This window comes from Streptomyces sp. NPDC048142 (genome assembly GCF_043202835.1).
Lineage (GTDB): Bacteria > Actinomycetota > Actinomycetes > Streptomycetales > Streptomycetaceae > Streptomyces.
Genome location: NZ_JBIDBC010000017.1, coordinates 60,815 through 85,027 on the forward strand (window position 1 = coordinate 60,815; position 24,213 = coordinate 85,027).

22 protein-coding genes are annotated in these 24,213 nt (G+C 72.3%); 11 read left to right on the forward strand and 11 right to left on the reverse strand.

Annotated elements, in window-relative coordinates; genetic code table 11:
- Positions 1 to 180 precede the first annotated feature (180 nt).
- Together ACGF2Y_RS21695 and ACGF2Y_RS21700 are read left to right on the forward strand one after the other, a co-directional pair.
- Complete coding sequence (locus ACGF2Y_RS21695; protein WP_392949855.1) at positions 181 to 1,560, forward strand: trypsin-like serine protease; 1,380 nt, start codon at positions 181 to 183, stop codon at positions 1,558 to 1,560.
- 136 nt (positions 1,561 to 1,696) lie between these two features.
- Positions 1,697 to 2,557 carry a carbohydrate-binding protein gene (locus ACGF2Y_RS21700; protein WP_392950033.1) on the forward strand — a complete coding sequence of 287 codons (861 nt, stop codon included), beginning with the start codon at positions 1,697 to 1,699 and terminating at the stop codon, positions 2,555 to 2,557.
- A gap of 175 nt (positions 2,558 to 2,732) precedes the next feature.
- On the opposite strand, the gene ACGF2Y_RS21705 is transcribed toward ACGF2Y_RS21700, so the two are convergent.
- Positions 2,733 to 4,409, reverse strand: coding sequence for a bifunctional 3'-5' exonuclease/DNA polymerase (locus ACGF2Y_RS21705; RefSeq protein ID WP_392949858.1), 1,677 nt, complete (start codon positions 4,407 to 4,409; stop codon positions 2,733 to 2,735).
- Positions 4,410 to 4,627: 218 nt separating this feature from the next.
- On the opposite strand from ACGF2Y_RS21705, the gene ACGF2Y_RS21710 reads away from it, so the two are divergent.
- The 3 genes from ACGF2Y_RS21710 (at position 4,628) to ACGF2Y_RS21720 (ending at position 8,957) form a co-directional block, all read left to right on the forward strand.
- Positions 4,628 to 5,539 (forward strand): NADP-dependent oxidoreductase, encoded by a 912-nt coding sequence (locus tag ACGF2Y_RS21710; protein ID WP_392949861.1) that lies wholly within the window; start codon positions 4,628 to 4,630, stop codon positions 5,537 to 5,539.
- Positions 5,540 to 5,606: 67 nt separating this feature from the next.
- Positions 5,607 to 6,794: a DUF2786 domain-containing protein gene (locus ACGF2Y_RS21715; RefSeq protein WP_392949863.1), complete on the forward strand. Its 1,188-nt coding sequence runs from the start codon at positions 5,607 to 5,609 to the stop codon at positions 6,792 to 6,794.
- Between the two features lie 36 nt (positions 6,795 to 6,830).
- Complete coding sequence (locus tag ACGF2Y_RS21720; RefSeq protein WP_392949866.1) at positions 6,831 to 8,957, forward strand: FUSC family protein; 2,127 nt, start codon at positions 6,831 to 6,833, stop codon at positions 8,955 to 8,957.
- 21 nt (positions 8,958 to 8,978) lie between these two features.
- On the opposite strand, the gene ACGF2Y_RS21725 is transcribed toward ACGF2Y_RS21720, so the two are convergent.
- On the reverse strand, positions 8,979 to 9,491 hold the full coding sequence (locus ACGF2Y_RS21725) for a hypothetical protein (RefSeq protein ID WP_392949868.1): 513 nt from the start codon (positions 9,489 to 9,491) through the stop codon (positions 8,979 to 8,981).
- A gap of 254 nt (positions 9,492 to 9,745) precedes the next feature.
- On the opposite strand from ACGF2Y_RS21725, the gene ACGF2Y_RS21730 reads away from it, so the two are divergent.
- Positions 9,746 to 9,988, forward strand: a complete 243-nt coding sequence (locus tag ACGF2Y_RS21730) for a DUF397 domain-containing protein (protein WP_392949871.1) — start codon at positions 9,746 to 9,748, stop codon at positions 9,986 to 9,988.
- Between the two features lie 107 nt (positions 9,989 to 10,095).
- On the opposite strand, the gene ACGF2Y_RS21735 is transcribed toward ACGF2Y_RS21730, so the two are convergent.
- Positions 10,096 to 10,602 (reverse strand): ATP-binding protein, encoded by a 507-nt coding sequence (locus ACGF2Y_RS21735; RefSeq protein WP_392949874.1) that lies wholly within the window; start codon positions 10,600 to 10,602, stop codon positions 10,096 to 10,098.
- A 357-nt stretch (positions 10,603 to 10,959) separates the two neighbouring features.
- Here ACGF2Y_RS21735 and ACGF2Y_RS21740 point away from each other — a divergent pair, with 357 nt between their 5' ends.
- The 4 genes from ACGF2Y_RS21740 (at position 10,960) to ACGF2Y_RS21755 (ending at position 14,595) form a co-directional block, all read left to right on the forward strand.
- A complete protein-coding gene (locus tag ACGF2Y_RS21740) occupies positions 10,960 to 11,823 on the forward strand; it encodes a helix-turn-helix domain-containing protein (protein WP_392949877.1) in 864 nt (287 codons plus the stop codon).
- A gap of 58 nt (positions 11,824 to 11,881) precedes the next feature.
- Positions 11,882 to 13,339, forward strand: coding sequence for an aldehyde dehydrogenase family protein (locus ACGF2Y_RS21745; RefSeq protein WP_392949880.1), 1,458 nt, complete (start codon positions 11,882 to 11,884; stop codon positions 13,337 to 13,339).
- 148 nt (positions 13,340 to 13,487) lie between these two features.
- The gene (locus ACGF2Y_RS21750; protein WP_392949882.1) at positions 13,488 to 14,129 is read left to right on the forward strand and encodes a PadR family transcriptional regulator; all 642 of its coding nucleotides are present in this window, start codon (positions 13,488 to 13,490) and stop codon (positions 14,127 to 14,129) included.
- Positions 14,130 to 14,289: 160 nt separating this feature from the next.
- Positions 14,290 to 14,595: a PadR family transcriptional regulator gene (locus ACGF2Y_RS21755; protein ID WP_392949884.1), complete on the forward strand. Its 306-nt coding sequence runs from the start codon at positions 14,290 to 14,292 to the stop codon at positions 14,593 to 14,595.
- Here ACGF2Y_RS21755 and ACGF2Y_RS21760 read toward each other — a convergent pair whose 3' ends face one another.
- The 5 genes from ACGF2Y_RS21760 to ACGF2Y_RS21780 form a co-directional block, all read right to left on the reverse strand.
- Positions 14,596 to 15,093 carry a DoxX family protein gene (locus ACGF2Y_RS21760; RefSeq protein WP_392949887.1) on the reverse strand — a complete coding sequence of 166 codons (498 nt, stop codon included), beginning with the start codon at positions 15,091 to 15,093 and terminating at the stop codon, positions 14,596 to 14,598.
- Between the two features lie 113 nt (positions 15,094 to 15,206).
- Entirely contained in the window at positions 15,207 to 16,478 is a 1,272-nt protein-coding gene (locus ACGF2Y_RS21765) for an APC family permease (protein WP_392949890.1), read from the reverse strand.
- Positions 16,479 to 16,778: 300 nt separating this feature from the next.
- A complete protein-coding gene (locus ACGF2Y_RS21770; protein WP_392949893.1) occupies positions 16,779 to 18,206 on the reverse strand; it encodes a glutamate decarboxylase in 1,428 nt (475 codons plus the stop codon).
- Positions 18,207 to 18,416: 210 nt separating this feature from the next.
- Positions 18,417 to 19,034 (reverse strand): NAD(P)H:quinone oxidoreductase, encoded by a 618-nt coding sequence (gene wrbA, locus ACGF2Y_RS21775; RefSeq protein WP_392949895.1) that lies wholly within the window; start codon positions 19,032 to 19,034, stop codon positions 18,417 to 18,419.
- Between the two features lie 306 nt (positions 19,035 to 19,340).
- On the reverse strand, positions 19,341 to 19,706 hold the full coding sequence (locus ACGF2Y_RS21780) for a YbjQ family protein (RefSeq protein WP_019762066.1): 366 nt from the start codon (positions 19,704 to 19,706) through the stop codon (positions 19,341 to 19,343).
- A gap of 151 nt (positions 19,707 to 19,857) precedes the next feature.
- Between ACGF2Y_RS21780 and ACGF2Y_RS21785 the strand changes: the two genes are divergently transcribed.
- The gene (locus ACGF2Y_RS21785) at positions 19,858 to 20,577 is read left to right on the forward strand and encodes a DedA family protein (RefSeq protein ID WP_392949898.1); all 720 of its coding nucleotides are present in this window, start codon (positions 19,858 to 19,860) and stop codon (positions 20,575 to 20,577) included.
- A gap of 11 nt (positions 20,578 to 20,588) precedes the next feature.
- Here ACGF2Y_RS21785 and ACGF2Y_RS21790 read toward each other — a convergent pair whose 3' ends face one another.
- The 3 genes from ACGF2Y_RS21790 to ACGF2Y_RS21800 form a co-directional block, all read right to left on the reverse strand.
- Positions 20,589 to 21,554 (reverse strand): DUF368 domain-containing protein, encoded by a 966-nt coding sequence (locus tag ACGF2Y_RS21790; protein ID WP_392949901.1) that lies wholly within the window; start codon positions 21,552 to 21,554, stop codon positions 20,589 to 20,591.
- 183 nt (positions 21,555 to 21,737) lie between these two features.
- Positions 21,738 to 23,438: a threonine/serine exporter ThrE family protein gene (locus ACGF2Y_RS21795; protein ID WP_392949904.1), complete on the reverse strand. Its 1,701-nt coding sequence runs from the start codon at positions 23,436 to 23,438 to the stop codon at positions 21,738 to 21,740.
- 191 nt (positions 23,439 to 23,629) lie between these two features.
- On the reverse strand, positions 23,630 to 24,124 hold the full coding sequence (locus tag ACGF2Y_RS21800) for an inorganic diphosphatase (protein ID WP_018959738.1): 495 nt from the start codon (positions 24,122 to 24,124) through the stop codon (positions 23,630 to 23,632).
- Between the last annotated feature and the right edge of the window lie 89 nt (positions 24,125 to 24,213).

Below are 24,213 nucleotides of genomic sequence, written 5' to 3' on the forward strand. Positions count from 1 at the left end.
TCGGCCGCCCGCCCGTCGCGGCGGGGGCCGAACCACGCGCCGCGCAGCCCCATAACGCGGAGGGAGGGGGGTGAACGGGATCTCCTGCGCCGGGTGTCACCGCCGCTACGGTTTCGGCAATTCCTGGTCCGGACCAACCCCCGCCGGATCAGGACACCCCCCTGAACCAAGGAGAGTTACGTGGAGAGAACCACGCTCCGCAGACGCGCCCTCGTCGCCGGCACCGCCACGGTGGCCGTGGGTGCGCTCGCCCTCGCCGGGCTCACCGGAGTGGCGTCCGCCGGCCCCGCGGGCACCACCGCCCCGCCGGTCTCCGCCGACAGCCTGTCGCCCGGACTGCTGGCCGCCATGGAGCGCGACCTCGGCCTGGACGCGGACGACGCCCGGAGCCGGATAGCCAACGAGTACCGCGCCGCCGCCGTCGCCGCCGGGCTGGAGAAGTCCCTCGGCGTCAGCTTCGCCGGAGCCCGGGTCAGCGGTGCGAAGGCCGCCCTGACCGTCGCCACCACCGACGCCTCCCAGACTGCCCGGATCACCGAGGCCGGGGCGAGGGCCGAGGTCGTCGGCCACAGCCTGGACCGGCTCGAAGGGGTCAAGGAGGCCCTCGACAAGGCCGCGCTGCGCAAGGCGCCGAAGGACGTGCCCGTCTGGTACGTCGACGTCGAGGCCAACCGGGTCGTCGTGAACGCCGCGAGCACCGCGGCCGGAGCGGCGTTCCTGAAGTCGGCCGGGGTCGACAGCGGCCTCGTCACCGTCGCCCGGTCCGCCGAGCAGCCCCGCGCCCTCGCCGACCTGCGGGGCGGCGACGCGTACTACATGAACGGCTCCGGCCGCTGCTCCATCGGCTTCTCGGTGAAGCGCGGCACCCAGAACGGCTTCGCCACGGCAGGCCACTGCGGACGGGCCGGAACGACCACCACCGGCTTCAACCGGCAGGCCCAGGGCACCTTCCAGGGCTCGACCTTCCCGGGCCGCGACTACGCCTGGGTCGCCACGAACGCCAACTGGACGCCGCGTCCGCTGGTGAACGGCTACGGGCGGGGCGACGTCACCGTCGCCGGCTCCACCTCCTCCGTCGTCGGCGCCTCGGTCTGCCGCTCCGGCTCCACCACGGGCTGGCACTGCGGCACCATCCAGCAGCTGAACACCAGCGTCACCTACCCGGAGGGCACCATCTCCGGTGTGACCCGCACCAGCGTCTGCGCCGAACCGGGCGACTCCGGCGGCTCGTACATCTCCGGCAACCAGGCGCAGGGCGTCACCTCCGGCGGCTCGGGCAACTGCTCCTCCGGCGGTACGACGTACTTCCAGCCGCTCAACCCGCTGCTCCAGGCGTACGGGCTGACCCTGGTCACCAGCGGTGGGCCGACGGATCCGCCCACCGACCCGCCGACCGACCCGCCCACCGACCCGCCGGGCGGCACCTGGGCGGCCGGCACCACGTACGCCACCGGGGCCACGGTGACGTACGGCGGAGCGACCTACCGCTGCCTCCAGGGACACACGGCCCAGGCCAACTGGACCCCCGCGGCCGTCCCGGCGCTCTGGCAGCGGATCTGACCGGGCCCCGGCCCGTACGCCTGTCACCGGGCCCCGGCTCGTGCGCATGTAACTGACCGTCCGGCGTCACCGAACCTCCTGAACCTCTCCGCCTCCCCGCACCGAGGACTCCGAGGAAACCGTCATGACCCCACCCATGGGCAACGCGACTCCCCATGACCCGAGCGCGTCCGACGAGGCGTCGGGGGACCGGCGGCGCATCAGCCGCAAAGGTCTCCTGAAGGCCGCGTTCGTCGCGAGTGCGGCACCCCTGCTCGCCGGAGGGGGCGTCGCACTCGCCCGGGACGCCGCCTCCACCGGGAACGGGCCCCTGGCCCCCACCCCGGAGTGCGACGACGGCGACGACACGACCCCACCGCAGATGGAGGGGCCGTACTTCAAACCCGATTCGCCGCGCCGCACCAGCCTGGTGACCCCGGGCACCCCCGGGGTACCGCTCACCGTGAGCGGCTACGTCTTCGGCCGGGCCTGCCGGCCCGTCTCCGGAGCCCTGCTCGACTTCTGGCAGGCCGACACCAACGGGGCGTACGACATGGCCCGGTTCGCCTTCCGGGGGCACCAGTTCACCGGGGCGGACGGGTCGTTCAGCCTCACCACCGTCGTGCCGGGCCTCTATCCGGGCCGTACGCGGCACCTCCACGTGAAGGCGCAGGCGCCGGGCGGCCGTGTCCTCACCACCCAGCTGTACTTCCCGAACGAGCCGCGCAACAACACCGACGCCCTGTTCGACCCGGAGCTGCTGATGAACGTCCGCAGCGCCGGGAACGGGCGCCAGGGCAGCTTCGACTTCGTCCTGGACGTCGCCCAGACGCCCGGCCCGACCGACCCGCCCACCGACCCGCCCACCGAGCCGGGGACCACCTGGTCGTCCGGCACCTCCTACCGCGCGGGCGACCGCGTGACGTACGGCGGGGTCGCCTACCGCTGCCTACAGGCGCACCTGGCCATGCCGGGCTGGGAGCCGCCGCGGGTCCCCGCGTTGTGGGAACGCGGGTAGACGCGAGGACAGCGAGCGCGCACCACCGCCCGCGCCCCGTTCACGCCGTCCGGCGCGTGAACGGGGCGCTCTTGCGCTCTCCCCGGAGCCGGCGCTCACCATGGACCGGTCCGTCGCCCTCGCCACCGGCCCGCAGTGGCTGAAGCTCCAGCGGCAGACCTCCCGCGGGCCCCGGTCACTTGGCGTCCGCGTACCGTTCCACCACCGCCGTCGTGAAAGGGAAGCGCACCGGCGTCTCCCCGAAGGCGGTCCGCCCGGCCAGCTCGCCCGCCGCGCGGATCGCCTCGGCCACGGCGGCACTCTCCCCGGCCGGGCAGTGCACGATCACCTCGTCGTGCTGGAAGAACACCAGCCTCGCCCGCAGCCCCTGCTCGAAGAGCGTCCGGCGCAGCGCGGCCAGCAGCAGCAGCGCCCAGTCGGCCGCACTGCCCTGCACCACGAAGTTACGGGTGAAACGCCCCCGGGCCCGCGCCGGTCCGCCGTCGGACCCGGCCCCGGGGCCCTCGGGGCCCTCCTGCGGGATGCCCGCCTCCTCGTCCTGGCCCGCCAGCGCGACCGGCGGGCTGGTCCGGCCCAGCCAGGTCCGCACCACACGCCCCTCCTCGCCCGCCCGCGCCGCGTCGTCGACATAGGCGACGGCGAGCGGGAAGCGGCGGCGCAGGGCGGCCAGGTTCTTCAGCCCGTCGCCGGACGTCTGGCCGTAGATCGCACCGAGCAGCGCCAGCTTGGCGTGCTCGCGGTCACCCCTGAACGCCCGGTCGGACAGGGCCTTGTAGAGGTCGCCGTCGTGACCGGCCACCTCCATCAGGCCCCGGTCGCGGGAGATCGCCGCCAGCACCCTGGGCTCCATCTGGTCGGCGTCCGCGACGACGAGGCGCCACCCCTCGTCGGCGACGACGGCCTGCCGTATCACCTTGGGGATCTGGAGGGCCCCGCCGCCGTTGGTCGTCCAGCGGCCGCTGACCGTGCCGCCCGGCTGGTACTCCGGGCGGAAACGGCCCTCGCGCACCCAGTCCTGGAGCCAGGACCAGCCGTGCGCCGTCCAGATCCGGTACAGCTTCTTGTACGCGATCAGCGGCTCGACCGCCGGATGGTCCAGCTCCTCCAGCTCCCACCGCCGGGTCGACTTCAGCGGGATCCCCGCCTGGGCGAACGCCTTCACCACATCGGCGGGCAGATCGGGGCGGACCCTTCTGCCGAACGCCGCCGACACCTCGTCAGCCAGCTCGGCGAGCCTGCGGGGCTCGCCGCCGCCCGCGTACCGCTCGCCCAGCAGTCCGTTCAGCACCTCCCGGTGGACGTCGGCGCGCCAGGGCAGCCCGGCCCGGTGCATCTCGGCGGCCACGAGCATCCCCGCCGACTCCGACGCGGTCAGCAGCCGCATCCGGTCCGGGTGCTCCGCCGTGCCGTGGCGGCGCACCTGGTCCGCGTAGACCCGCAGCAGCCCCTCGAACGGCACTCCGGGGCCCGACGACGGCTCGAAGAGGGAGGACTGCGCGCCCGGTTCGGCGGACCGGGCGGGCGGGTCCGGCGGCACCGGCGCGTTGTCCAGCCGGGCCAGCGCGGCGGCCGCCGACCGGGGCTCGCCGAGCCGCCCGGCGTGCCCGAGCAGCAGCAGCTCGGCGCACTCGATGTCGTAACACCGCTCGACCCGGACCCCGGCGGCCAGCAGCCGGGGGTAGATCTCGGCGGTCGACCGCCACACCCAGCGCGCCACACCGGGGCGGGAGCGGACCGCCTCGACGAGGTCGGGCTCGGCCACGACGGGACCGGCGGGCGTGCCGTCCCCGGCCAGCGGCGCGAGCAGCGCCCCGCCCCCGTCCGCAGCAGCCACCGCCCACCGTTCGGTCATGGGTACGAGTCTGGCACCCGCCACTGACAGCGCCCCGGAAGCGCGGCCCGACCCACACCGGACCGCCCCGGAACCGCTCCGGAGGCGGGGCCCGAACCACCCCGGGACCCGCACCGGGACCGCTTTGGAAGCAGGGACCGCCCCGGAACCGCCCGGGACCGCTTCCGAAGCGGGGGCGCCGAATGGCCGCCCGCCCCCGCAGCCATGAGGATCGCCTCATGGAAGCGATCGTGTACGAGGAGTTCGGCGGCCCCGGCGTCCTGCACCTGGAGCGTCTCGACCCGCCGCGCCCCGGCCCCGGCCAGGTCCGGGTCGCGGTGCGGGCGGCCGGGGTGAACCCGCTCGACCACAAGATCCGGAACGGCTGGATGGAGGGCGCCTTCCCCACGTCGCTGCCCGCCACGCCCGGCGCCGAGTTCGCCGGGGTGGTCCAGGAGACGGGGGAGGGCGTCACCGCGTTCGCCCCCGGTGACGAGGTCCTCGGCTGGAGCGCCACCGGCTCCTACGCGACCGAGGCGCTGGCCGAGGCCGCCTCCCTCGCCCGTAAGCCGGAGGGGCTGTCCTGGGAGGAGGCCGCGGCGCTGCCCGTCGCGACCGACACCGCCTCCCGGGTCCTGGACGAACTCGCGGTGGCCGAGGGCGAGACGCTGCTCCTGCACGGGGCGTCCGGCGGCGTCGGCTCCGTCGCCGTACAGCTCGCGGTGGCCCGCGGCGCGACCGTCCTCGGCACCGCGTCCCCGGCCAACCACGACTATCTGCGGGTCCTGGGCGCGGTCCCGGTGGCGTACGGGGACGGGCTGGTCGAACGGGTGCGGGAGCTGGCCCCGGAGGGTGTGGACGCGGTGTTCGACGCCTCGGGGCGCGGCGCGCTGCCCGCCTCCGTCGAGCTGCGCGGCGGCACGACCGACCGGATCGTCACCATCGCCGACGGGGACGCCGCGGAACTGGGCGTCGCCTTCTCCTCCGGCGGCAGTCCCTCGGCCGAACGCCTCGCGGAGAACGCCCGGCTGGCGGAGGCCGGTGAGCTGCGGGTGGAGATCGCCCAGGTCTTCCCGCTCGCCGACGCCGCGAGCGCCCACTCCCTGAGCGAGGGCGGCCACGTCCGGGGCAAGCTGGTGCTGCTGCCGTAGGGAGGCGGCGGGGACCGGTCCGGCGGCGGGGACCGGTCTGTCGGTGCGGCCGCCTACCCTTGGCCGGATGGAATCGGTGATCGATCGGGCCTGTGCGGCGGCCCTCTACGCGGAGGGCGACGCCGCCCTGGACACCGGCGCGTCCCTGCTCGCCGCCGCCCCGGACGCCGACGCGGAGGCGCACCGGCGCGGCGAGGAGTTCGTCCGCCGGGCGTGGGACCGGGGCTGGCACCCCGCCGACCTGGTCCGGTTCGTCCGCCGGGAGCTGGACGAGCGGCGGGCGGCGCTGGCCGCGACCCTGATCGCCGCCGAGACCGCCCGGTACGCACAGCTCCCGCCCCGCTGGCGGCAGCAGCTCGCCGAGCTTCCGCCGCCCGTGCCCCGTAACCGCCCCGACCGGTTCGGTTACGCCGGTGACCTGCTGGAGCTGTACCGGCTGCTGCTGCGGCTGCCCGCCATCGAGCCCGTAGGACCGCCGCCCGGCACCGCCGCCGAACACCTGCACCGGCCGGCCGCCGCCGACGAGCCCCGCATGCTCACCCGGATCCGGGCGCTGCTGGCGAAGGCCGAGGCGACCGGCTTCCCGGAGGAGGCCGAGGCGCTGACCACCAAGGCGCAGGAGCTGATGGCCCGGCACAGCATCGACGAGGCCCTCCTCGCCGCCCGGACGCGGAGCCGTGAGACGCCGGGCGCCTGCCGGATCGGGGTGGAGCCCCCGTACGGGAGCGCCAAGGCGATCCTGCTCGACGCCGTCGCCTCCGCGAACCGGTGCCGGGCCGTGTGGAACGACGACCTCGGTTTCACCACGGTCGTCGGCTTCGAGCCGGACCTGGAGGCCGTCGAGCTGCTCTTCACCTCCCTGCTCGTCCAGGGCACGGCCGCGATGACCCGGGCGGAGGCCGGGCAGCGCGCCGGGGGACGCAGGCGGACCAAGACCTTCCGGCAGGCGTTCCTGATGGGGTACGCCCAGCGGCTCGGCCGCCGGCTCGCCGACGGCGCCGAGCGGGTCACGGCGGCTGCGGACGGCACCGACGCGGGCCTGAGCGGTGAACTGCTGCCGGTGCTGGCCGCCCGGGACGTCGCGGTCACCGACACCACCGGGCGGATGTTCCCCCGGACCACGACCACCCGGGTCCGCGGTGTCAGTGACCTGGACGGCTGGACGCACGGCACCGAGGCCGCCGACCGGGCCCGCATGGGCGGCGCGCCCGGGAGCGGCTCGCCCCACGGGCCCGATGGCGAAATCATGGCCTAAGTCGGGCTTGTCCGGTATTGCGGCTAGGCTCGGCCCATGAGCTGGCTCCGGGCGCTGAAGGAGACCGCCCGCTCGGGGCTGGAGATCGAGCGGCAGAGGCTGGAACCCCTCGTCGCCATGCGCGGTGCGGCCGGTCTCGCCCTCGTCGTCGGCGCCGGCCTCGTGCTGTTCGGGCCGGAGATCGCGGCGAGTTCCGCGTTCGGCGCGTTCCAGGCGGCCATCGCCACCTTCCAGCGGAGCTGGCGGCCGCGCCCGGTCCTCGCCCTGGTCTCCGGCGTCAGCCTCGCCGTCTCGACGTTCGTCGGCTATGTCAGCGGCGCGCACGTCGTGCTCTTCCTGTGCCTGCTCGGCGCCTGGACGTTCCTCTCCGGTCTCGCCTGGGCCGCAGGCCCCACGGGCGGCATCATCGCCTCGTCCAACGTCGCGATCATGCTGGTGACGATCACCCTGCCCACCTCGGTCGGGGACGCCGCCGCCCATGCGGGGATGATCGCCGCCGGCGGCTTCGTGCAGGCGGCGCTCATCGTCCTCTTCCCGGTCCGCAGATGGGGCGCGCAGCGCGACGCGCTCGCCGACGCGCTGGCCGCCGAGGCCGACTACGCCCGGCGGCTGCGGCACGACCCGGTGGCCGCCTTCGACCCGCTGCCCCTGATGACCGCTCGCAGCGCCGCCGCCGTCACCCCGCGCGAGGCCCGTCGCCGCCCCGCCGAACTCCACGGGGCCCGGGGCGTCGCCGAGCGGCTGCGCCCGGTGCTCGCCTCGCTCGCGGACCCGGCGATGGGGGTGCCGGGCGATGGTCTGGAGCGGCTCTGGGTGAACGAGCTGCTGGGCGCGGCCGGCTCGGTCCTGGACGCCGCCGCGCGGGCCGTCCGGCACGGCGAGCCCGTCCATCTCTCCGCCACCGACCTGGGCGTCCTGAAGACCCCCGACAACGACGTGATCCTCGTCGGCCCCGCCCGCCGCGCCGCCGACCGGCTCGCGGCCCTGCTCGACGACGTCCTGGAGATCGCTCGGGGCACCGGGACCGACGGCGGGGTGCCCTCCGGCCTCGCCCCGGACACCCGGCACCGGCCCACCCTGCTGAAGCTGATCCCGGTGGTGCTGGCCTCGATGCGCCGCGAGCTGCACCACGGCTCGCCGATCATGCGCCACGCCATCCGGGTCGCGGTGGTCGCCGTCTGCGGGTACTTCGTGGGCGAGGCCGTGCCGCTCGGCCACGGCTACTGGGCGCCGATGACCGCCGTCATGGTGATGCGGCCCGAGTTCTCGCAGACGTACGCCCGTTCCGCGGGCCGCTTCGGCGGCACCCTGGTCGGCGTCGGGCTCGCCACCGCCGTCGTGCAGACCGCCCACCCGGACGCCCGGCTCTCCGCCCTGCTCGCGGTGGTCTGCGCCGGGCTGATGTATCTGCTGATGCGCACCGGTTACGCGGTCGGCCAGGTCTGCGTCGCCGCGTACGTCGTCTTCCTGCTCGGCATGGCCGGCGACGACTGGTCCCAGACCGTCACGGAACGCGTCGTGCTGACTCTCGTCGGCGGACTCCTCGCGATGATCTCGTACGCCCTCTACCCGGCCTGGGAGACCCCGCGGCTGCGCAACCGGCTGGCCGAGTGGCTGGTGGCGGACGGGCGGTACGCGGCCACGGTCGTCGACCGGTACGCGGACCCCGCCTCCCAGGGCGCCGAGGACGTCCGGGACGCCCTGATCGCCACCCGGGAGGCCCGGGTGGCGTGGCAGGAGGCGCTGGCGACCGCCCAGCACGAACCCGTACGCCACCGGGGCATCTCCCGGGCCGCCGCCACCGACGCCCAGCACGCGCTGGCGCAGCTGGGCAGGTCCGCGATGGTCCTGGAGGCCCACCTCCCGGCCCGGTCGGCCGACCCGGTGCCCGGCGCCGCCCAGCTGGCCGAGGCGTTGCGCCGGGCCACCGAGAAGGGCGCCAGGGCCGTACGGGAGCGGCGGCTCCCCGACTGGCAGCCGGTGGTGGACGCGGTGGCCCACTGGGACCTGCCCACACCGGCACAGGACGGCACGGCACCGGTCGGCGACCCGGTCGTGCGCCGGGGTGCGGCGCTGCTGCTGGACGCGCTGGAGGAGTTCACCCGCGCCCTGGACGAGCGCGGCGGCTCCACCCGCGTCAGCAGTACGCTCGCCGAGAGCTGAGCGGCTCCCCGGCGTCCGGCGTCAGGGTGCGGGGACCTCGGGCAGGTCCGAGAAGTCGGGGAGCGAGGGCAGGTCGCCCGGCAGCTTGCCCGGGTCGGCCTTGGCGAGGGTGTCCTTGATGCCGCCGTCCCACGCGACGACCAGCTTCGCGCCGTCGACGGAGTCGACCGCGCCCATCGTGCGGCCGGTGGAGCCGCCGGTGCACTTCAGCGCCAGCATCGGCTCGCCGCCCATGTCCCGCACATCGCCCTGGCAGACGGCCTGGTCGGCGACGAGAGCGACCTTGCGGGCGGTGATGGACACCGTGACGTTCTTGCCGTCCGTCAGTCCCACCCAGGTGCCCTCCAGTGCCGCCGCGTCCGTGCCGCCGCCGGACTCCCCCGAGCCGTTGTCGCCGCCGCCCCCGGACGTGGCGCTCGCCGTGGCGTCCGCGCCGGAGTCCTTGCCCGCCTCGTCGCTGCCGCACGCGGTCAGCGTCAGTGAGACGGCCAGGCCGGCGACCATGACGGCGCCCGTGCGTAGAGAGCTGGTCACGTGGAGTTCCCCCTTGCGGTTTTCCGGTCGAAAGACCGCGTCACGTTACCAAGGTCCGTACGGATCAACTCCGGTGATCGGGAGCGAAATAGGCGTGCCGTTCGTCTCTCTCCCAGGGGGTGGGGCCGGAGCGGATAAGGCTGTAATCAAAGGAACACCGCGCGTGCACGTGCATCTGCTCATGCATTGGCATATGAACAGAGCTATGATCCGAGCTAGTTGACACTTGCACTTTGTAACTCGGGGAGCGTCCTGTGCACCACGTGTACAACGGCATGGCGGCCACAGAGCTTCGCGGAGTCGTCTGGCAGAAGAGCAGGCACAGCAACTCCCAGGGATCCTGTGTGGAGTTCGCCCGGCTGCCCGGAGGGAATGTGGCGATGCGGAACTCCCGGCACCCCGACGGGCCCGCTCTCGTCTATACGCCCGCGGAGATCGAGGCGCTGCTGCTCGGCGTCAAGGACGGCGAGTTCGACCACCTGGCCGGCGGCGGCTGATCCGGCCGCCGGCCACAGGCGGCCGATTCCGACCGCCCGGCCACCGGCGGCCGACGCCGGGTCCGGCCCGCGGTGGGCCGGACCCGGGGTACTCCGTACCGGGGCGCCTACGAACCCGGCTTCGCGTTTTCCGGCAGCCGGAAGAGGGCCCAGACCACCTTGCCGTACAGCGGCCCCGAAGGCAGTTCCCCGAGCGGTACGGGGGAGGGGTGCCAGCCCCAGCTGTCGCTGACGCATTCCACCAGGAACAGGCCACGGCCGGATTCGGCCGAATCCGCCGCCTCGCCCGCCACCGGGCTCTCCCGGCTGGGATCGCGTACCGCGCACACCAGCCGCGAGGTCCAGCGCATCAGATGCAGTCGCACCGGAGGGTCCTGGAACTCCCGGGGCGGATCACCGGGCAGCGCGTGGCGCAGGGCGTTGGTGACGAGCTCGGACACCACCAGGGCGACATCGTCGAAACGGTCGCCCAGCTCCCACCGCTCCAGCGTGGTCCGGGTGAACTTCCGTGCCCCGCCGACCGCTTCGTAGTGTGCGGGCAGAGCGCAGGACGCCGATCCGGCAACCCCTGAGGGGTCGGTGGGGGGAAGCCCCTGCCGTAACGGCTCGAGCATCGTCGATCCATTCGTCCCCATACGAGGCACTCCCGGGATTCGCGGCTGTAGCGGCACTGCCTGTAGCGGTACTGCGGGGGGTACAGCGGCACAACACGAGCACGCAGGTGCGCGAGGGCCATGGTTCCGAATGCGCAGGGCAGATGCAAGGGCAGATGCACGTGCACGCGCCGGACCTGCCCGATACCGTGGTGGTTCTGGGGCATTTCTTCCCGAGGTCAGTTTCGGAGCTTTCCGGACGTCTTCCCATTTCCGTAATCGAATGAGTACGGGCTGAAGCGTTTTGGTGGCAGAATCCGGCACTCGGGGTTCCGGGGGGCTCCGGGTGCCAGGTAGACGATGGGGAGGGTCGGACCAGTGTCGGCAGGCGAGTCGAGTGGATCGGTGGTGCGACGCATCCTCCTGGGCTCTCAGCTCAGGAGACTGCGGGAGTCGCGCGGTATCACCCGTGAGGCGGCCGGCTACTCGATCCGGGCCTCCGAATCGAAGATCAGCCGCATGGAGTTGGGACGGGTGAGCTTCAAGGCCAGGGACGTCGAGGACCTGCTCACGCTCTACGGAGTCACGGACGAGGCGGAGCGGGACTCCCTCCTCGGCCTCGCCCGCGAGGCCAACGTGGCGGGCTGGTGGCACAGTTACGGAGACGTGCTGCCCGGCTGGTTCCAGACGTACATCGGTCTGGAGGGTGCGGCCTCCCTCATTCGGATTTATGAAGTCCAGTTCGTGCACGGTCTGTTGCAGACCGAGGCGTATGCCCACGCCGTCGTCTCGCGCGGAATGCGCGGCGCCTCGCCCGCCGAGATCGACCGCCGGGTGGCCCTGCGCCTGGAGCGTCAGAAGGCACTCGTCTCGGAGCGCGCCCCGATGTTCCACGCCGTTCTCGACGAGGCGGCGCTGCGCCGCCCGTACGGCGAACGCGACGTCATGCGCGCCCAATTGCGGCATCTGATCGATATGTCGGAGCAGCCGAACGTCACGCTTCAGGTCATGCCCTTCAGTCATGGTGGTCATGCCGGCGAGAGCGGCTCTTTCACGATGCTGCGTTTCCCGGAATCCGATCTGTCGGACATTGTCTATTTGGAGCAGCTCACGAGTGCGCTCTATCTGGACAAGCCCGAGGAAGTCGCGCAGTACGAAAAGGCCATGGCGGGCCTCGCCCGGGACAGTCCCGCGCCGGAAGAGAGCCGCGATCTTCTGCGCGGTCTACTCCAACTGACGTAAATTCTCAGTACGATGACATCGCATCAGGAGTGTGCGAACGCCTGCAGTAAGGGATTGCATGTCCTTCTTCCATGAACTGGCCCACCAGTACATCGACGGCGAGTGGCTGACCGGCAGCGGCTCGTGGGACATCATCGATTTCAATCCCTACAACGGTGAGAAACTCGCCGCCGTCACCGTGGCCACCGCGCTGGAGGTCGACCGGGCCTACCGGGCCGCCGAGCGGGCGCAGCGGGAGTGGGCGGCCGTCAACCCGTACGAGCGGCGTGCCGTCCTCGAACGCGCGCTCCGCATCACCGGCGAGCGCGCCGAGGAGATCGCCGAGGCGATCATCGACGAACTGGGCGGCACCCGGCCGCGGGCGCGGTACGAGGTCCGCAGCGCGACGGAGTTCCTGCGCGAGGCGATCCGCCAGGCGCTGCGGCCCACCGGGCGGCTGCTGCCCGCCGTGGGGGACGGCCGGGAGAACCGGCTCTACCGGCTGCCCGTCGGCGTCGTGGGTGTCATCAGTGCCTTCAACTTCCCTTTCCTGGTGACGATGAAGTCCGTCGCACCCGCCCTGGCGCTCGGCAACGCGGTCGTCGTGAAGCCCCATCAGAACGCGCCCGTCGTCGGCGGCGGACTGATAGCGAAGATATTCGAGGACGCCGGGCTGCCCGCCGGGCTGCTCAACGTCGTCATCACCGACAGCGCCGAGATCGGCGACGCGTTCATCGAGCACCCCGTGCCCAAGGTGATCTCGTTCACCGGCTCCGACCGGGTCGGCCGGCACATCGCCGCCACCGCGGCGGGCGCCTTCAAGCGGACCGTCCTCGAACTGAGCGGCAACAGCGCCCTGGTGGTGCTGGAGGACGCCGACGTCGACTACGCGGTCCGGGCGGCGGTCTTCAGCCGCTTCCTGCACCAGGGGCAGGTCAGCATGGCGGCCAACCGGATCCTGGTGGACCGGTCGGTGGCGGCGGAGTTCACGGAGCGGTTCACCGCCGAGGTGGCCGCGCTCGCGACCGGGGACCCGAGGGACCCGGAGACCCGGATCGGGCCGGTCATCAACGCCTTCCAGGCGGACGCCCTGGACGCCCTCGTCGAACGGGCCGTCGCGGACGGCGCGACGGCGCTCGTACGGGGCCGGACCGTCGGCAACGTCGTCGGGCCGACCGTCCTCACCGGCCTCGCGGAGGACTCCCCGCTGCTGACGCAGGAGATCCTCGGCCCGGTGGCCCTGCTGATGACGTTCGACGGCGAGGAGGAGGCCGCGCGGATCGTCAACGAGAGCCCGTACGGACTCAGCGGCGCGGTGCACACCCGGGACGCGGAGCGCGGGGTGAGGTTCGCCCAGCGCATCGTCAGCGGGATGTTCCACGTCAACGACTCCACCGTGCAGGACGATCCGCTGGTCGCGTTCGGCGGCGAGAAGATGTCCGGGGTGGGACGGCTGAACGGTGAGGCCGTGGTGGAGGCGTTCACCACACAGAAGTGGATGTCGATCCAGCACGGCCGCTCGGTCTTCCCGTTCTGAGCTTCCCGACGAGGGCTCTCCCGCTCCCGCTGCCCTCCCGCTGCTCCGGTTGCTCCCGCTGCTCTCCCGGACACCGGGCAGGCCGGCGCGAAGGCATCCGCAGACGGGCGGGCTACCCTAGTCAAAGTTGAATAGGGAGAGGGGTGCCATGTCCGCGATCCGGCTGCTGGTCCTCGGCGCCGTGCGTATGCACGGCCGCGCGCACGGCTACCAGGTCCGCAACGACCTGGAGTACTGGGGCGCGCACGAGTGGTCCAACGCCAAGCCCGGGTCGATCTACCACGCCCTGAAGCAGATGACGAAGCAGGGACTGCTCCTCGCGCACGAGACGGCCCCCTCCACGGCCGGCGGCCCGCCGCGTACGGAGTACGAGGTCACGGACGAGGGGCTGGCGGAGTACCGCACCCTGCTGCGTGACGCCATCCGCTCCTACGACCGGAACATGGACGTCCTCTCGGCGGCGATCGGGTTCATCGTCGACCTGCCCCGTGAGGAGGCGGTCGCGCTGCTCAAGGAGCGGATCGAGGGCATCAGGGAGTGGCGGGACTCGGTCACCGGGTACTACACGCCCGAGGGCGGGCCCGAATCCCTCGGCCACATCGGCGAGATCATGAACCTGTGGGTGCATTCGGCCGACAGCGGCGCGGAGTGGACCCGGGGACTGATCGCCCGTATCGAGGGCGGGGCGTACACCTTCGCGGGCGAGGGGGACCCGTTCGTCGGGGTGCTCGCCGAGGGCGAGGAGAACCCGTTCGCCACCGGTGTCCCCGATCCCGGGGACCGCGACTGACCAAGCTCGACGAAGGCTTTCCCCTTCACCGGCCCACGCCGGACCACCGGGTCGACTCGGTCAGCTCGGACAGCCGGGTCAGCTCGGACAGCTCCGGTCAGCCCGGACCGCTAGGATCGGGAGCCGACATCGGTTTCGTCACTGCCGGAGGTGGGCCAGGGTGCGGGAGTTCCAGCGGGGCGCGGTGCGGCTGCACATCCTGCATCACGCGGCCGAGGAGGAGATCCACGGCGCGTGGATGACCGAGGAGCTGGCCTCCCACGGCTACAGGATCAGCCCCGGCACGCTGTATCCGACGCTGCACCGGCTGGAGTCCGACGGCCTGCTGACCTCGGAGCAGCGAGTGGTCGACGGCCGCACCCGCCGCGTCTACCGGGCGACCGAGGCCGGGAAGCAGGCCCTGGCGGAGGACCGCAGGGCCCTGGTGGAGCTGGCCCGCGAGGTCCTGGGCGACGACGCGCCCTGATCAGCCCTGTGGCACTGCCGTCCCGGACGGGACGGCGGAGTCGGCGCGGGCAAGGCGGGCGTCGAGGGAGTGGACACCGGCGCCGACGAGGAGCAGGAACAGGCTCCCGCACAGCTGTGCGAGGTCGGTGCGCGATTCGTGGGCCAGGTCCCACCAGCCGGACTTCCCGGCGAACAGCGGAGCGTTCCCCCACAGGATCGGCAGCTTCGTGATCAGCAGCGCGCCGAGCATGTTCACAATCATCGGTACGACGGCGAGCCGGGTCAGGAGACCGGCGAGGATCAGCACGCCGCACACGATCTCGAAGATGCCGTCGAGCGGTGCGAGGAAGCCGGGGGCGGGGATGCCGGCCCGGTCGAAGCGGCCGGTGCCCTGCGCGTCGGGGCGCAGGAACTTCAGGACGCCCTCGGACAGGAAGACCGCGCCGACGTAGAGGCGGATGAGGACGACGGCGCCCGGTGCGCTCGTGCCCATCGGACGCTGCTGGAACTGGGTCACGGCACTCGTACCTCGCCTCGGTCGGGTGCGGACATTGTCCGGTGGTTCCCGGGGCGGGGACACCAGGCGGCCCGGCCGTTCACCCGGGTGGGGGGGACGGCCGGGGCAGCGGGTCAGCCCCGCGCGGTGAGGGCTCGGCGTACGGCGTGGACGGCGGCGCCCAGCGCGACCACCGCGGCCCCGGAGACGACCGAGGAGACGGGCAGGGCGAAGGCCAGGACGAGGCAGCCGGCCAGTCCGACGGCGGGGATCAGGCGGTTCGGGCGGCCTTCGTCGGGGGTGAGGGTCCAGGCGGAGGCGTTGGCGACGGCGTAGTAGACGAGGACCCCGAAGGAGGAGAAGCCGATCGCGCCGCGCAGGTCACCGGTCGCGGCGGCCACGGCCACGACGGCGCCGACGAGGAGCTCGGCACGGTGCGGCACCTTGAACCGCGGGTGGACGGCGGCCAGGGCGTGGGGCAGATGCCGGTCGCGGGCCATCGCCAGGGTGGTGCGGGAGACGCCGAGGATCAGGGCGAGCAGGGAGCCCAGTGCGGCGACGGCCGCACCGACGCGGACGACGGGAACGAGCCAGTCGGCGCCCGCGGCCCGCGCGGCCTCCGACAGCGGCGCCGCCGCGTCGGCCAGGCCGTCCGGTCCCAGCACCGTCAGGACGGAGACGGCGACCACGGCGTAGACGACGAGGGTGATGCCCAGCGCGATCGGGATGGCCCGCGGGATGGTGCGGGCCGGGTCGCGGACCTCCTCGCCCAGGGTGGCGATGCGCGCGTACCCGGCGAAGGCGAAGAACAGCAGCCCCGCCGCCTGGAGCACCCCGCTGACGGTGGCGTCGGAGCCGACGTCCAGCCGGGCCGCGTCCGCCGTGCCGGAGGTGAGGGCGGCGACCACGACGGCGGCGAGGACCGCCAGGACCACGGCCACGATGACCCGGGTCAGCCACGCGGACTTCTGGACCCCGGCGTAGTTCACCGCGGTGAGCGCCACCACGGCGGCGACCGCGACGGCGTGCGCCTGCCCCGGCCACACGTACGAGCCGACGGTGAGCGCCATCGCCGCGCAGGAGGCCGTCTTGCCGACGACGAAGCTCCAGCCCGCCAGGTAGCCCCAGAACTCACCGAGGCGCTCCCTGCCGTACACGTACGTGCCGCCCGAAGCCGGATACCGGGCGGCCAGCCGGGCGGAGGAGGTGGCGTTGCAGTAGGCGACCACGGCGGCCAGGGCCAGACCGATCAGCAGCCCGGAGCCGGCCGCGCGCGCCGCCGGGGCGAGCGCGGCGAAGATCCCGGCGCCGATCATCGACCCCAGACCGATCATGACGGCGTCGGGCACGCCGAGCGTCCGCCGCAACTCCTCCGGGGCGCTGCCGGAGGTCGATGGCTTGCTCATGGGCATACTCCTCGGCGACATGAGGCCGCACGCTCTACGGACTCCGATATCGGCAGACGATATATGAGCCGGATGCGAGCCCCATGGTCACGGCCCCACACCGCGTTGACTCGCGCGAACAGCCCTTCGCGCGAGCGAGATCAATCACGGACCGACGGGCCTCCGCCGGACCCGGACCCGAAGACGGGACGGACCCGAAGACGGGACGGCCCCCCTCCTGAGACCCGGGGGAAGCCGCTGTTCGCGTTGTTGCTCCCGCTGCCGGTCGGCAGGTTCGCGTGCGTCGGCCGGTAGGCGGGCTCAGTGGTGGAAGGCCGTCGGGGTCGACCGGTCGTGACTCAGCGGGTGCTTCTGGGCCCGCAGTTCGGGCAGCAGCAGCTTCAGGTCCTCGACCAGCAGCTCGGCCAGGTCGGAGGAGAAGCCGTTGCGGCACACCACCCGCAGCACCGACAGGTCCTGCCGGTTGGCGGGGAAGGTGTACGCGGGCACCAGCCAGCCGTGCTCCCGCAGCCGGCGTGAGACGTCGAACACGTCGTACGCGTGGACGTCGCTGTTCGTCGTGAAGGCGAACACCGGCAGCTCGTCGCCCCGGGTGAGCAGCCGGAAGTCGCCCAGCGCCTCCACCGCGCGGGCCAGGGAGCAGGCCACGTCCCGGGAGGCCCGCTGGACCGCCCGGTAGCCGTCGTGCCCGAGGCGCAGGAACGTGTAGTACTGCGCGACCACCTGCGCCCCGGGCCGGGAGAAGTTCAGCGCGAACGTCGGCATGTCGCCGCCCAGGTAGTTGACCCGGAAGACCAGCTCCTCCGGCAGCGCGTCCGCCGTACGCCACAGCGCCCAGCCGACCCCCGGGTAGACGAGGCCGTACTTGTGGCCCGAGGTGTTGATCGACGCCACCCTCGGCAGCCGGAAGTCCCATACCAGGTCCGGGTCGAGGAAGGGCGCCACCATCGCGCCGGACGCCCCGTCCACATGGACGGGGATGTCGAGGCCGGTGCGCTCCTGGAGGGCGTCCAGGGCCGCGCACAGCTCCGCGATCGGCTCGTAGGACCCGTCAAAGGTGGAGCCGAGAACCCCGACGACCCCGATGGTGTTCTCGTCGCAGAGCTCGGCGGCGGCCTCCGGGTCGAGGTGGAACCGTTCGCCCTCCATGGGTACGAGCCGGGCCTCCACCTCCCAGAAGGTGCAGAACTTCTCCCAGCAGACCTGCACATTGACGCCCATCACCAGATTGGGCCGCGCCGTCGCCGGATAGCGGTCCGCGTTCCGCTTCGCCCAGCGCCGCTTCAGGGCGAGCCCCGCGAGCATGCACGCCTCGCTCGACCCGGTGGTCGAACACCCCACGGCCGCCCGCGGATCGGGCGCGTTCCACAGGCCGGCGAGCATCGCGACACAGCGCCGCTCCAGCTCGGCGGTGCGCGGGTACTCGTCCTTGTCGATCATGTTCTTGTCCCGGCACTCGCCCATCAGGACGCCGGCCTGCGGCTCCATCCAGGTGGTGACGAACGTGGCCAGGTTGAGCCGGGAGTTGCCGTCGAGCATCAGCTCGTCGTGGACGAGCCGGTACGCCGTCATCGGCGGCAGTGGCTTGTCGGGCAGCCGGTGCCGGGGCGGCGCGGTGTTCATCGCGGCCGTCGGGTCCGCCTCGCCGAAGAACGGGTTCAGGGCGAGCCTGCGCCGCTCCTCGGAGGGTTCGTCCTGCTCCGGGTGAGCGCCTCGGTGGAGCGGCATGGGGGAAGTCCTTCGCTTGGCCGGTGCGGTGGGCGGGGGTCAGTTCTCGGGGGTGTCCGGCGGATCATGACCGGGGTCACGACGCCTGGTGCGGCACCTCGCCGCGTTGCCGAAACGCCCGAATCGCTCCGCGATGAGGACGCTCCGACGCCTTGCGATGCACCGCACCGGACGCCGCGCCCTGCCCGGCCCTGATCCGTCGGACACCCCCTAGGCTGCCAGGCCCGCTTTGATCGCCCGGGTGAACTTCACGACCCGCTCGGCCTGCACCCGTGCGGCGGTCAGCGTCTGCTCGCCGACCGGGATGTCGCCCTGCCCGGCGACGTGGGAGGTGCCGTACGGGTTGCCGTCGACGAACTTCGTGGGGTCGGTGTACCCGGGCGCGACGAGGATCCCGCCGAAGTGATGGATCGTGTTGTAGAGCGCGAGCAGCGTGGACTCCTGGCCGCCGTGGGCGGTGGAGCTGGAGGTGAAGCCGCTGTAGACCTTGTCGGCGAGCTGCCCCGCCTGCCACATACCGCCGAGCGTGTCGATGAACTGCTTCAGCTGGGCGGTGACGTTCCCGTACCGGGTCGGCGAACCGAAGATCACCGCGTCCGCCCACGCCATGTCGTCCTGCGAGACCTCGGGGATGTCCGCGGTCCTCGCCACGTTCTCGGCCCACGCCGGGTTGGAGTCGATGGCCGCCTGCGGGGCGAGCTCCGCCGCCCGGCGCAGCCGCACCTGCGCCCCGGCCCGCTCCGCGTCCCCGGCGATGGCCTTCGCGATCGTGGCGACGGTGCCGGTGGAGGAGTAGTAGATGACGGCGACGTTGACGGGTGTGGGCATGCGGAGGGCCTCCGTCGAAGCAGTATCGATACAGAAGTGTTCTATTCGTGCGGAACGGTTCTAAAGCGCACGAATAGAACGATACGGAGATCGGGTGCGTCCGGCGCGCCGGACGGGGCCTTCTCCGTGACGGCGGGGGTGAGGGCGTGTGTGTGGGGGGGGCGGGGGAAGTGGGGCCACCGGCTCACCCTGGGGCGACGAAACGAAGAGACCGCCTCAATGGCGGTCCTGGTGGTCCCGGCGGCCTCGGGGGAGCCGTGTCCCCTCCCGCCCGCCAGGGCCGTCCTGGTCACCAGGAGGGCGGCGTCACACCTTGCTGATCACCGCCGCCGTCCCGTACGCGCAGACCTCCGTGCCGACGTCCGCCGCCTCGGTGACGTCGAAGCGCATCATCAGGACCGCGTTGGCGCCCCGGGCCCGCGCCTGCTCCACGAGCCGCTCCATCGCCTGGTTGCGGGTCTCGACCAGCGTCTTGGTCAGTCCCTTCAGCTCGCCGCCGATCATCGACTTCAGCCCGGCGCCGATCTGGCTGCCGAGGTGGCGCGACCGCACGGTCAGCCCGAAGACCTCACCGATGACCTGCGTCACCTGATACCCCGGTACGTCGTTTGTGGTGACGACCAGCACGTCCGCCTGGGCGGTCTGCCCGCCGCCGAATTCCTCAATGCCCATGTTCGTGGCACCTCCTGCGATCAGCTTCGGCTTACTCCGCAGGATGCGCATTCCCGCTGTGCGCCACCGGAACCAAGGGTGTTCACCGGGCGTCGGTAGCTTCGGTTGCCGCGCGGCCTCCATCACCCACGTCACCCTGGAGTCTGGACCCTTGAATACGCTTGCCCTCGGCCCGAGCTGGCTGGACCCGGACTATCTGCTCAACACGTTCGGCCTCCCCGGCCTCCTCCTCATCGTGTTCGCCGAGTCCGGACTCCTGATCGGCTTCTTCCTGCCCGGCGACTCCCTGCTGTTCACCACGGGGCTGCTGGTGACCACGGGGCAGCTGAAGTATCCGCTGTGGCTCGTCTGCACCCTGATCGCCATCGCCGCGATCCTCGGCGACCAGGTGGGCTATCTCTTCGGCCGCAAGGTCGGCCCGGCCCTCTTCAAGCGCCCGGACTCCCGTCTCTTCAAGCAGGAGAACGTGGAAAAGGCCCACGAGTTCTTCGAGAAGCACGGCCCGAAGTCCCTGGTCCTGGCGCGCTTCGTGCCCATCGTCCGCACGTTCACACCGATCATCGCGGGCGTCAGCCGGATGAACTACCGCCTGTTCGTCATCTACAACGTCGTCGGCGCGCTCCTGTGGGGCGTCGGCGTCACCGCGCTCGGCGCCATGCTCGGCAAGATCGACTTCGTGCACGAGCACATCGAGAAGATCCTCGTCCTGATCGTGCTCATCTCCGTGGTGCCGATCGTGATCGAGGTCCTCAGGGCCCGCAGCCAGGGCAAGAAGGCCGCTGCCGCCGAGGCGGCGGGCGGCGACGGTCCGCCGGCGGATGCCCTGCCCCAGGGGCTCGTCGGGCCGGGCTCAGCCCCGCCCGGAGCCTGAGGTGACCGGGCTCAGTCCCGCCCGGAGCCCGAGCTGACGCGCGCGTGCCGACCGCGCTTCGGTGCGGCGGCCGACGGCTCCGCCTTCTTGCCCTGAGCCCGGTGCTCCACCACCAGAACAGCGATCACCACGGCGGCGCCGAGCGCGAACAGAGCGCAGGTCAGGCCGACCGAGCCGCTGGGGGCGAGCAGCCCGCGGTCATCGTCCTGCCAGGGCCACAGCGCGCGCAGTGAACCAGCCATCAGACCGGTCATCACGACCAGCGTCATGTGGTGGTAGTTCGCCAGCAGCCACTTCAGCAGCTTGACGAAGAGCGCGAGCCCCACAGCACAGCCCAGCGCGAAGGCTGCGAGATAGCCGAAGTCACGCTCGTTGACGGCTTCGATCGTCGGCTCGTACAGGCCCATGGTCAGCAGCAGGAACGAGCCGGAGATACCGGGAAGGACCAGCGCGCAGATCGCGATCGAGCCGGCCAGCGCGACCACCACGGGGTGGGTCGGCATCTCGCCGGGCGGCAGCCCCGTCAGGGTGAAGGCGCCCAGCGCGACGACCACGCAGAGCGCGTAGTTCCCGACGGTCCAGCGCCTTCCCGAGCCCGAGTACGGCACCCACAGGGAGGCCAGCACCAGACCGAAGAACAGGGCGTAGGCGGACTGGGGGTGCTCCTCGACCAGGGGCGCGATCAGCTTGGCCGCGAGCACCAGGGCCACCGCCATGCCCGCCAGGAGCGGAAGCAGGACCGTCCAGTCGACGTTCCTCAGCTCGGCCCTGGCGCGCGCGGCCCCGCGGCCGCGGGGCAGGTCGGACGCGCCCATGCGCAGCGCGCTGGTGATGTGACCGGCACCGTCGATCAGCTTCTCGTACACGCCGGTGATCAGCGCGACGGTGCCGCCGCTGACGCCGGGGACGGCCTCCGCGGTGCCGATGAGAGCGCCACGGAAGGCGTTGAAGACGTGGTGGCCGGATGGCTTCGCCATGATCTCCTGTTTCGACTGTGGGCTCTCGGCCATGGTTCGGCCCTCGGCCTTGAGGGGAGCAGGCGACCATCCTAAGGGCTGTCCCGTCATCCCTGGCGGGCGCACGACGACAGCTACGGCACCTCGCCGCGGTGGCCGTACGAGGAGGGGTCGGCAGGCGGAACGGACGAGACCGCCGCTTCCTCAGAACCCCCGGGTCCGCTTCGCCGCCCGGCGGCTCGCCCCGCCGACCGCGCCCGGCACCCCCATGAACAGCCGGGAGATCTCGCTCCCCAGGTTCACCCCGATCGCGATGGCCAGCGCCGTCGCGACAGCCGTCGACAGCGAGGTCAGGCCCCGGTTCACCTCGTTCTGGGCCACGCCCAGCAGACCGAAGTACGTCGCCGAGCCGGGCAGCAGCGGCCCGATCGCCGCCGTGATGTACGGCAGCGAGGAAGTGAACCGGTAGCGCGAGAACAGCTGGCCGAACAGCCCCACCAGCCCGGCCGCCACCGCCGTCGCCGCGACCGGCGAGAGGCCCCCGGTCCGGGCCATCGCCCCGAAGACGATCCAGGCCACGCCGCCGTTGAGGGTGACCGCCAGTACCGTCGACCGCTCCTGCTGGAGCAGCACCGCGAAGGCCAGGCTCAGCGTCATCGACACCAGGATCTGCAGCACCGGCCGGTCGTTGGCGATGAACTGGGCCTCGGGGTTGAGCTGGGCCCCCAGCTGCAGCCCCAGGTACAGGATGATCAGCACGCCCGCGACGATCCCGATGAAGAAGTACATGACCTCCAGGAGCCGGGCCGAGGCGGTGATGTAGTAACCGGTCAGCCCGTCCTGTACCCCCGCCACCAGCGCCCGCCCCGGCAGCAGCGCGAACAGTCCACCGGTGATCACCGCGGACGGGCGGATGTCCGTCGAATGGGTCAGCGTCAGCGCCACCCCCATCGCGGCGGGCGGCATCGCGGCCACCGTGAACTGGTAGAACTCCGGCAGCCCCCGCCCGGCGCACAGCCACGCCAGACGGTCGCCGAGCATCGCGCCCGCCGCCGCCACGACGAACACCAGCATCCCGCCGCCGACCAGCACGGAAGCCGAACCGGCCAGCAGCCCGGCGGCCGCCGTCAGCACCCAGCCCGGGTACGGGTGGCGGTTACGGCGGATCTCCGCGAGCCGCCGGTAGGCCTCCTCCAGCGAGACCTCGGTGTCCGTGCTCGTGATGTCGTCGACCAGCCGGAACACGGCCGCCAGACGGGTGTAGTCGGTGCCCCGGCGGCGTACCGTACGGCTCGCCGTCACCGGGTCGTCGACCAGCGACGGCTGGTGCGAGATGGACAGCAGCGTGAACGTGACCGTCGGCTCACTGCGGTCGAGACCGTAGGACCGGGTCACCGCGAACATCGCCGCCTCGACGTCCTCGGCGCCCTCACCGCCCGCCAGCAGCAGCTCCCCGATACGCAGCGTCAGGTCGAGCACGCGCGGCACGGCGGGACCCGTCTCGTCATCGGTGCGCTGGATCGTCTCCGGGGCGGGTCGCTCGGTCACCGGCATCCGCAGCATCGTGCGCATCCGGTCCTGCCAGGGCGCCTCCTTGGTCAGCCTGATCATCGGGATGCCCTGCGCCGGGGTGAACGCGGGCGGCGCCTGCTGGGCCTTGTACGTGCTCGGCGGGGTGAAAGCGGAACTCAGCGTGTCGGAGCCCGTACCGCCCCCCGAGCCGCCGCCCGACGGGGCCGGACCGCTCGGTTCCTGGTGCACACCGGTCGGCAGCGCGAACTCCGACGTCGGATGGTCCTCCTCGGGCGGCGACGCCGGATGACTCGTCCCCGGGGGCGGGGCGAAAGCGCTCCGCGCCTCGTCGGACTGGGGCTTCTGGTCCTCGGGACCGCCCGATTCCGCCACAACTCGACCTCGTTCCTCCTCGACCACACGTTCCTGGGCAGGTGTCCCGCCGCACGCCTGCCCAGTATGGCCACCGGCATGGCCCCGTACGCGCAGAAGTGCGGACAGCGAAACGGGCGGCACACCCGCGAAGGTGTGCCGCCCGTTCGGGGACGGCCGTCCGGCTCACAAACGGAACCGGAAGCTGGACGTCAGTGGGCGCCGCCCTGCGCCTCAAGACGCTTGTACGAGGCCTCGATCTCGGCCTCCGCCTCGGTACGGCCGACCCAGTCGGCGCCCTCGACGGACTTGCCCGGCTCCAGGTCCTTGTAGACCTCGAAGAAGTGCTGGATCTCCAGGCGGTCGAACTCCGACACGTGGTGGATGTCGCGCAGGTGCTCCACCCGCGGGTCCGACGCCGGGACGCAGAGCAGCTTGTCGTCGCCGCCCGCCTCGTCGGTCATCCGGAACATGCCGATGGCACGGCACTTGATCAGGCAACCGGGGAAGGTCGGCTCGTCCAGAATGACCAGCGCGTCCAGCGGGTCGCCGTCCTCGCCGAGGGTGTTCTCGACGAAGCCGTAGTCGGCCGGGTAGCTGGTCGAGGTGAAGAGTCGACGGTCCAGGCGGATCCGACCGGTCTCGTGGTCCACCTCGTACTTGTTCCGCGAACCCTTCGGGATCTCGATGGTGACGTCGAACTCCACGGGTGGCTCCTCCATGATCAACACATACGACTGGTGATTAAGTGTCCCCCACGCAGAAGAGTGCTCGCGAAAGGGGCTGGTCAACGGTG

Excerpts from the sequence above, each read along its gene's own strand:
- ACGF2Y_RS21780 (WP_019762066.1), bottom strand. The coding sequence starts at position 19,706 with ATGGGCATTGAGGAATTCGGCGGCGGGCAGACCGCCCAGGCGGACGTG.
- ACGF2Y_RS21720 (WP_392949866.1), top strand. The coding sequence starts at position 6,831 with ATGAGCTGGCTCCGGGCGCTGAAGGAGACCGCCCGCTCGGGGCTGGAG.
- ACGF2Y_RS21735 (WP_392949874.1), bottom strand. The coding sequence starts at position 10,602 with ATGCTCGAGCCGTTACGGCAGGGGCTTCCCCCCACCGACCCCTCAGGG.
- ACGF2Y_RS21745 (WP_392949880.1), top strand. The coding sequence starts at position 11,882 with ATGTCCTTCTTCCATGAACTGGCCCACCAGTACATCGACGGCGAGTGG.
- ACGF2Y_RS21770 (WP_392949893.1), bottom strand. The coding sequence starts at position 18,206 with ATGCCGCTCCACCGAGGCGCTCACCCGGAGCAGGACGAACCCTCCGAG.
- ACGF2Y_RS21750 (WP_392949882.1), top strand. The coding sequence starts at position 13,488 with ATGTCCGCGATCCGGCTGCTGGTCCTCGGCGCCGTGCGTATGCACGGC.
- ACGF2Y_RS21710 (WP_392949861.1), top strand. The coding sequence starts at position 4,628 with ATGGAAGCGATCGTGTACGAGGAGTTCGGCGGCCCCGGCGTCCTGCAC.
- wrbA (WP_392949895.1), bottom strand. The coding sequence starts at position 19,034 with ATGCCCACACCCGTCAACGTCGCCGTCATCTACTACTCCTCCACCGGC.
- ACGF2Y_RS21765 (WP_392949890.1), bottom strand. The coding sequence starts at position 16,478 with ATGAGCAAGCCATCGACCTCCGGCAGCGCCCCGGAGGAGTTGCGGCGG.
- ACGF2Y_RS21700 (WP_392950033.1), top strand. The coding sequence starts at position 1,697 with ATGGGCAACGCGACTCCCCATGACCCGAGCGCGTCCGACGAGGCGTCG.
- ACGF2Y_RS21705 (WP_392949858.1), bottom strand. The coding sequence starts at position 4,409 with ATGACCGAACGGTGGGCGGTGGCTGCTGCGGACGGGGGCGGGGCGCTG.
- ACGF2Y_RS21790 (WP_392949901.1), bottom strand. The coding sequence starts at position 21,554 with ATGGCGAAGCCATCCGGCCACCACGTCTTCAACGCCTTCCGTGGCGCT.
- ACGF2Y_RS21715 (WP_392949863.1), top strand. The coding sequence starts at position 5,607 with ATGGAATCGGTGATCGATCGGGCCTGTGCGGCGGCCCTCTACGCGGAG.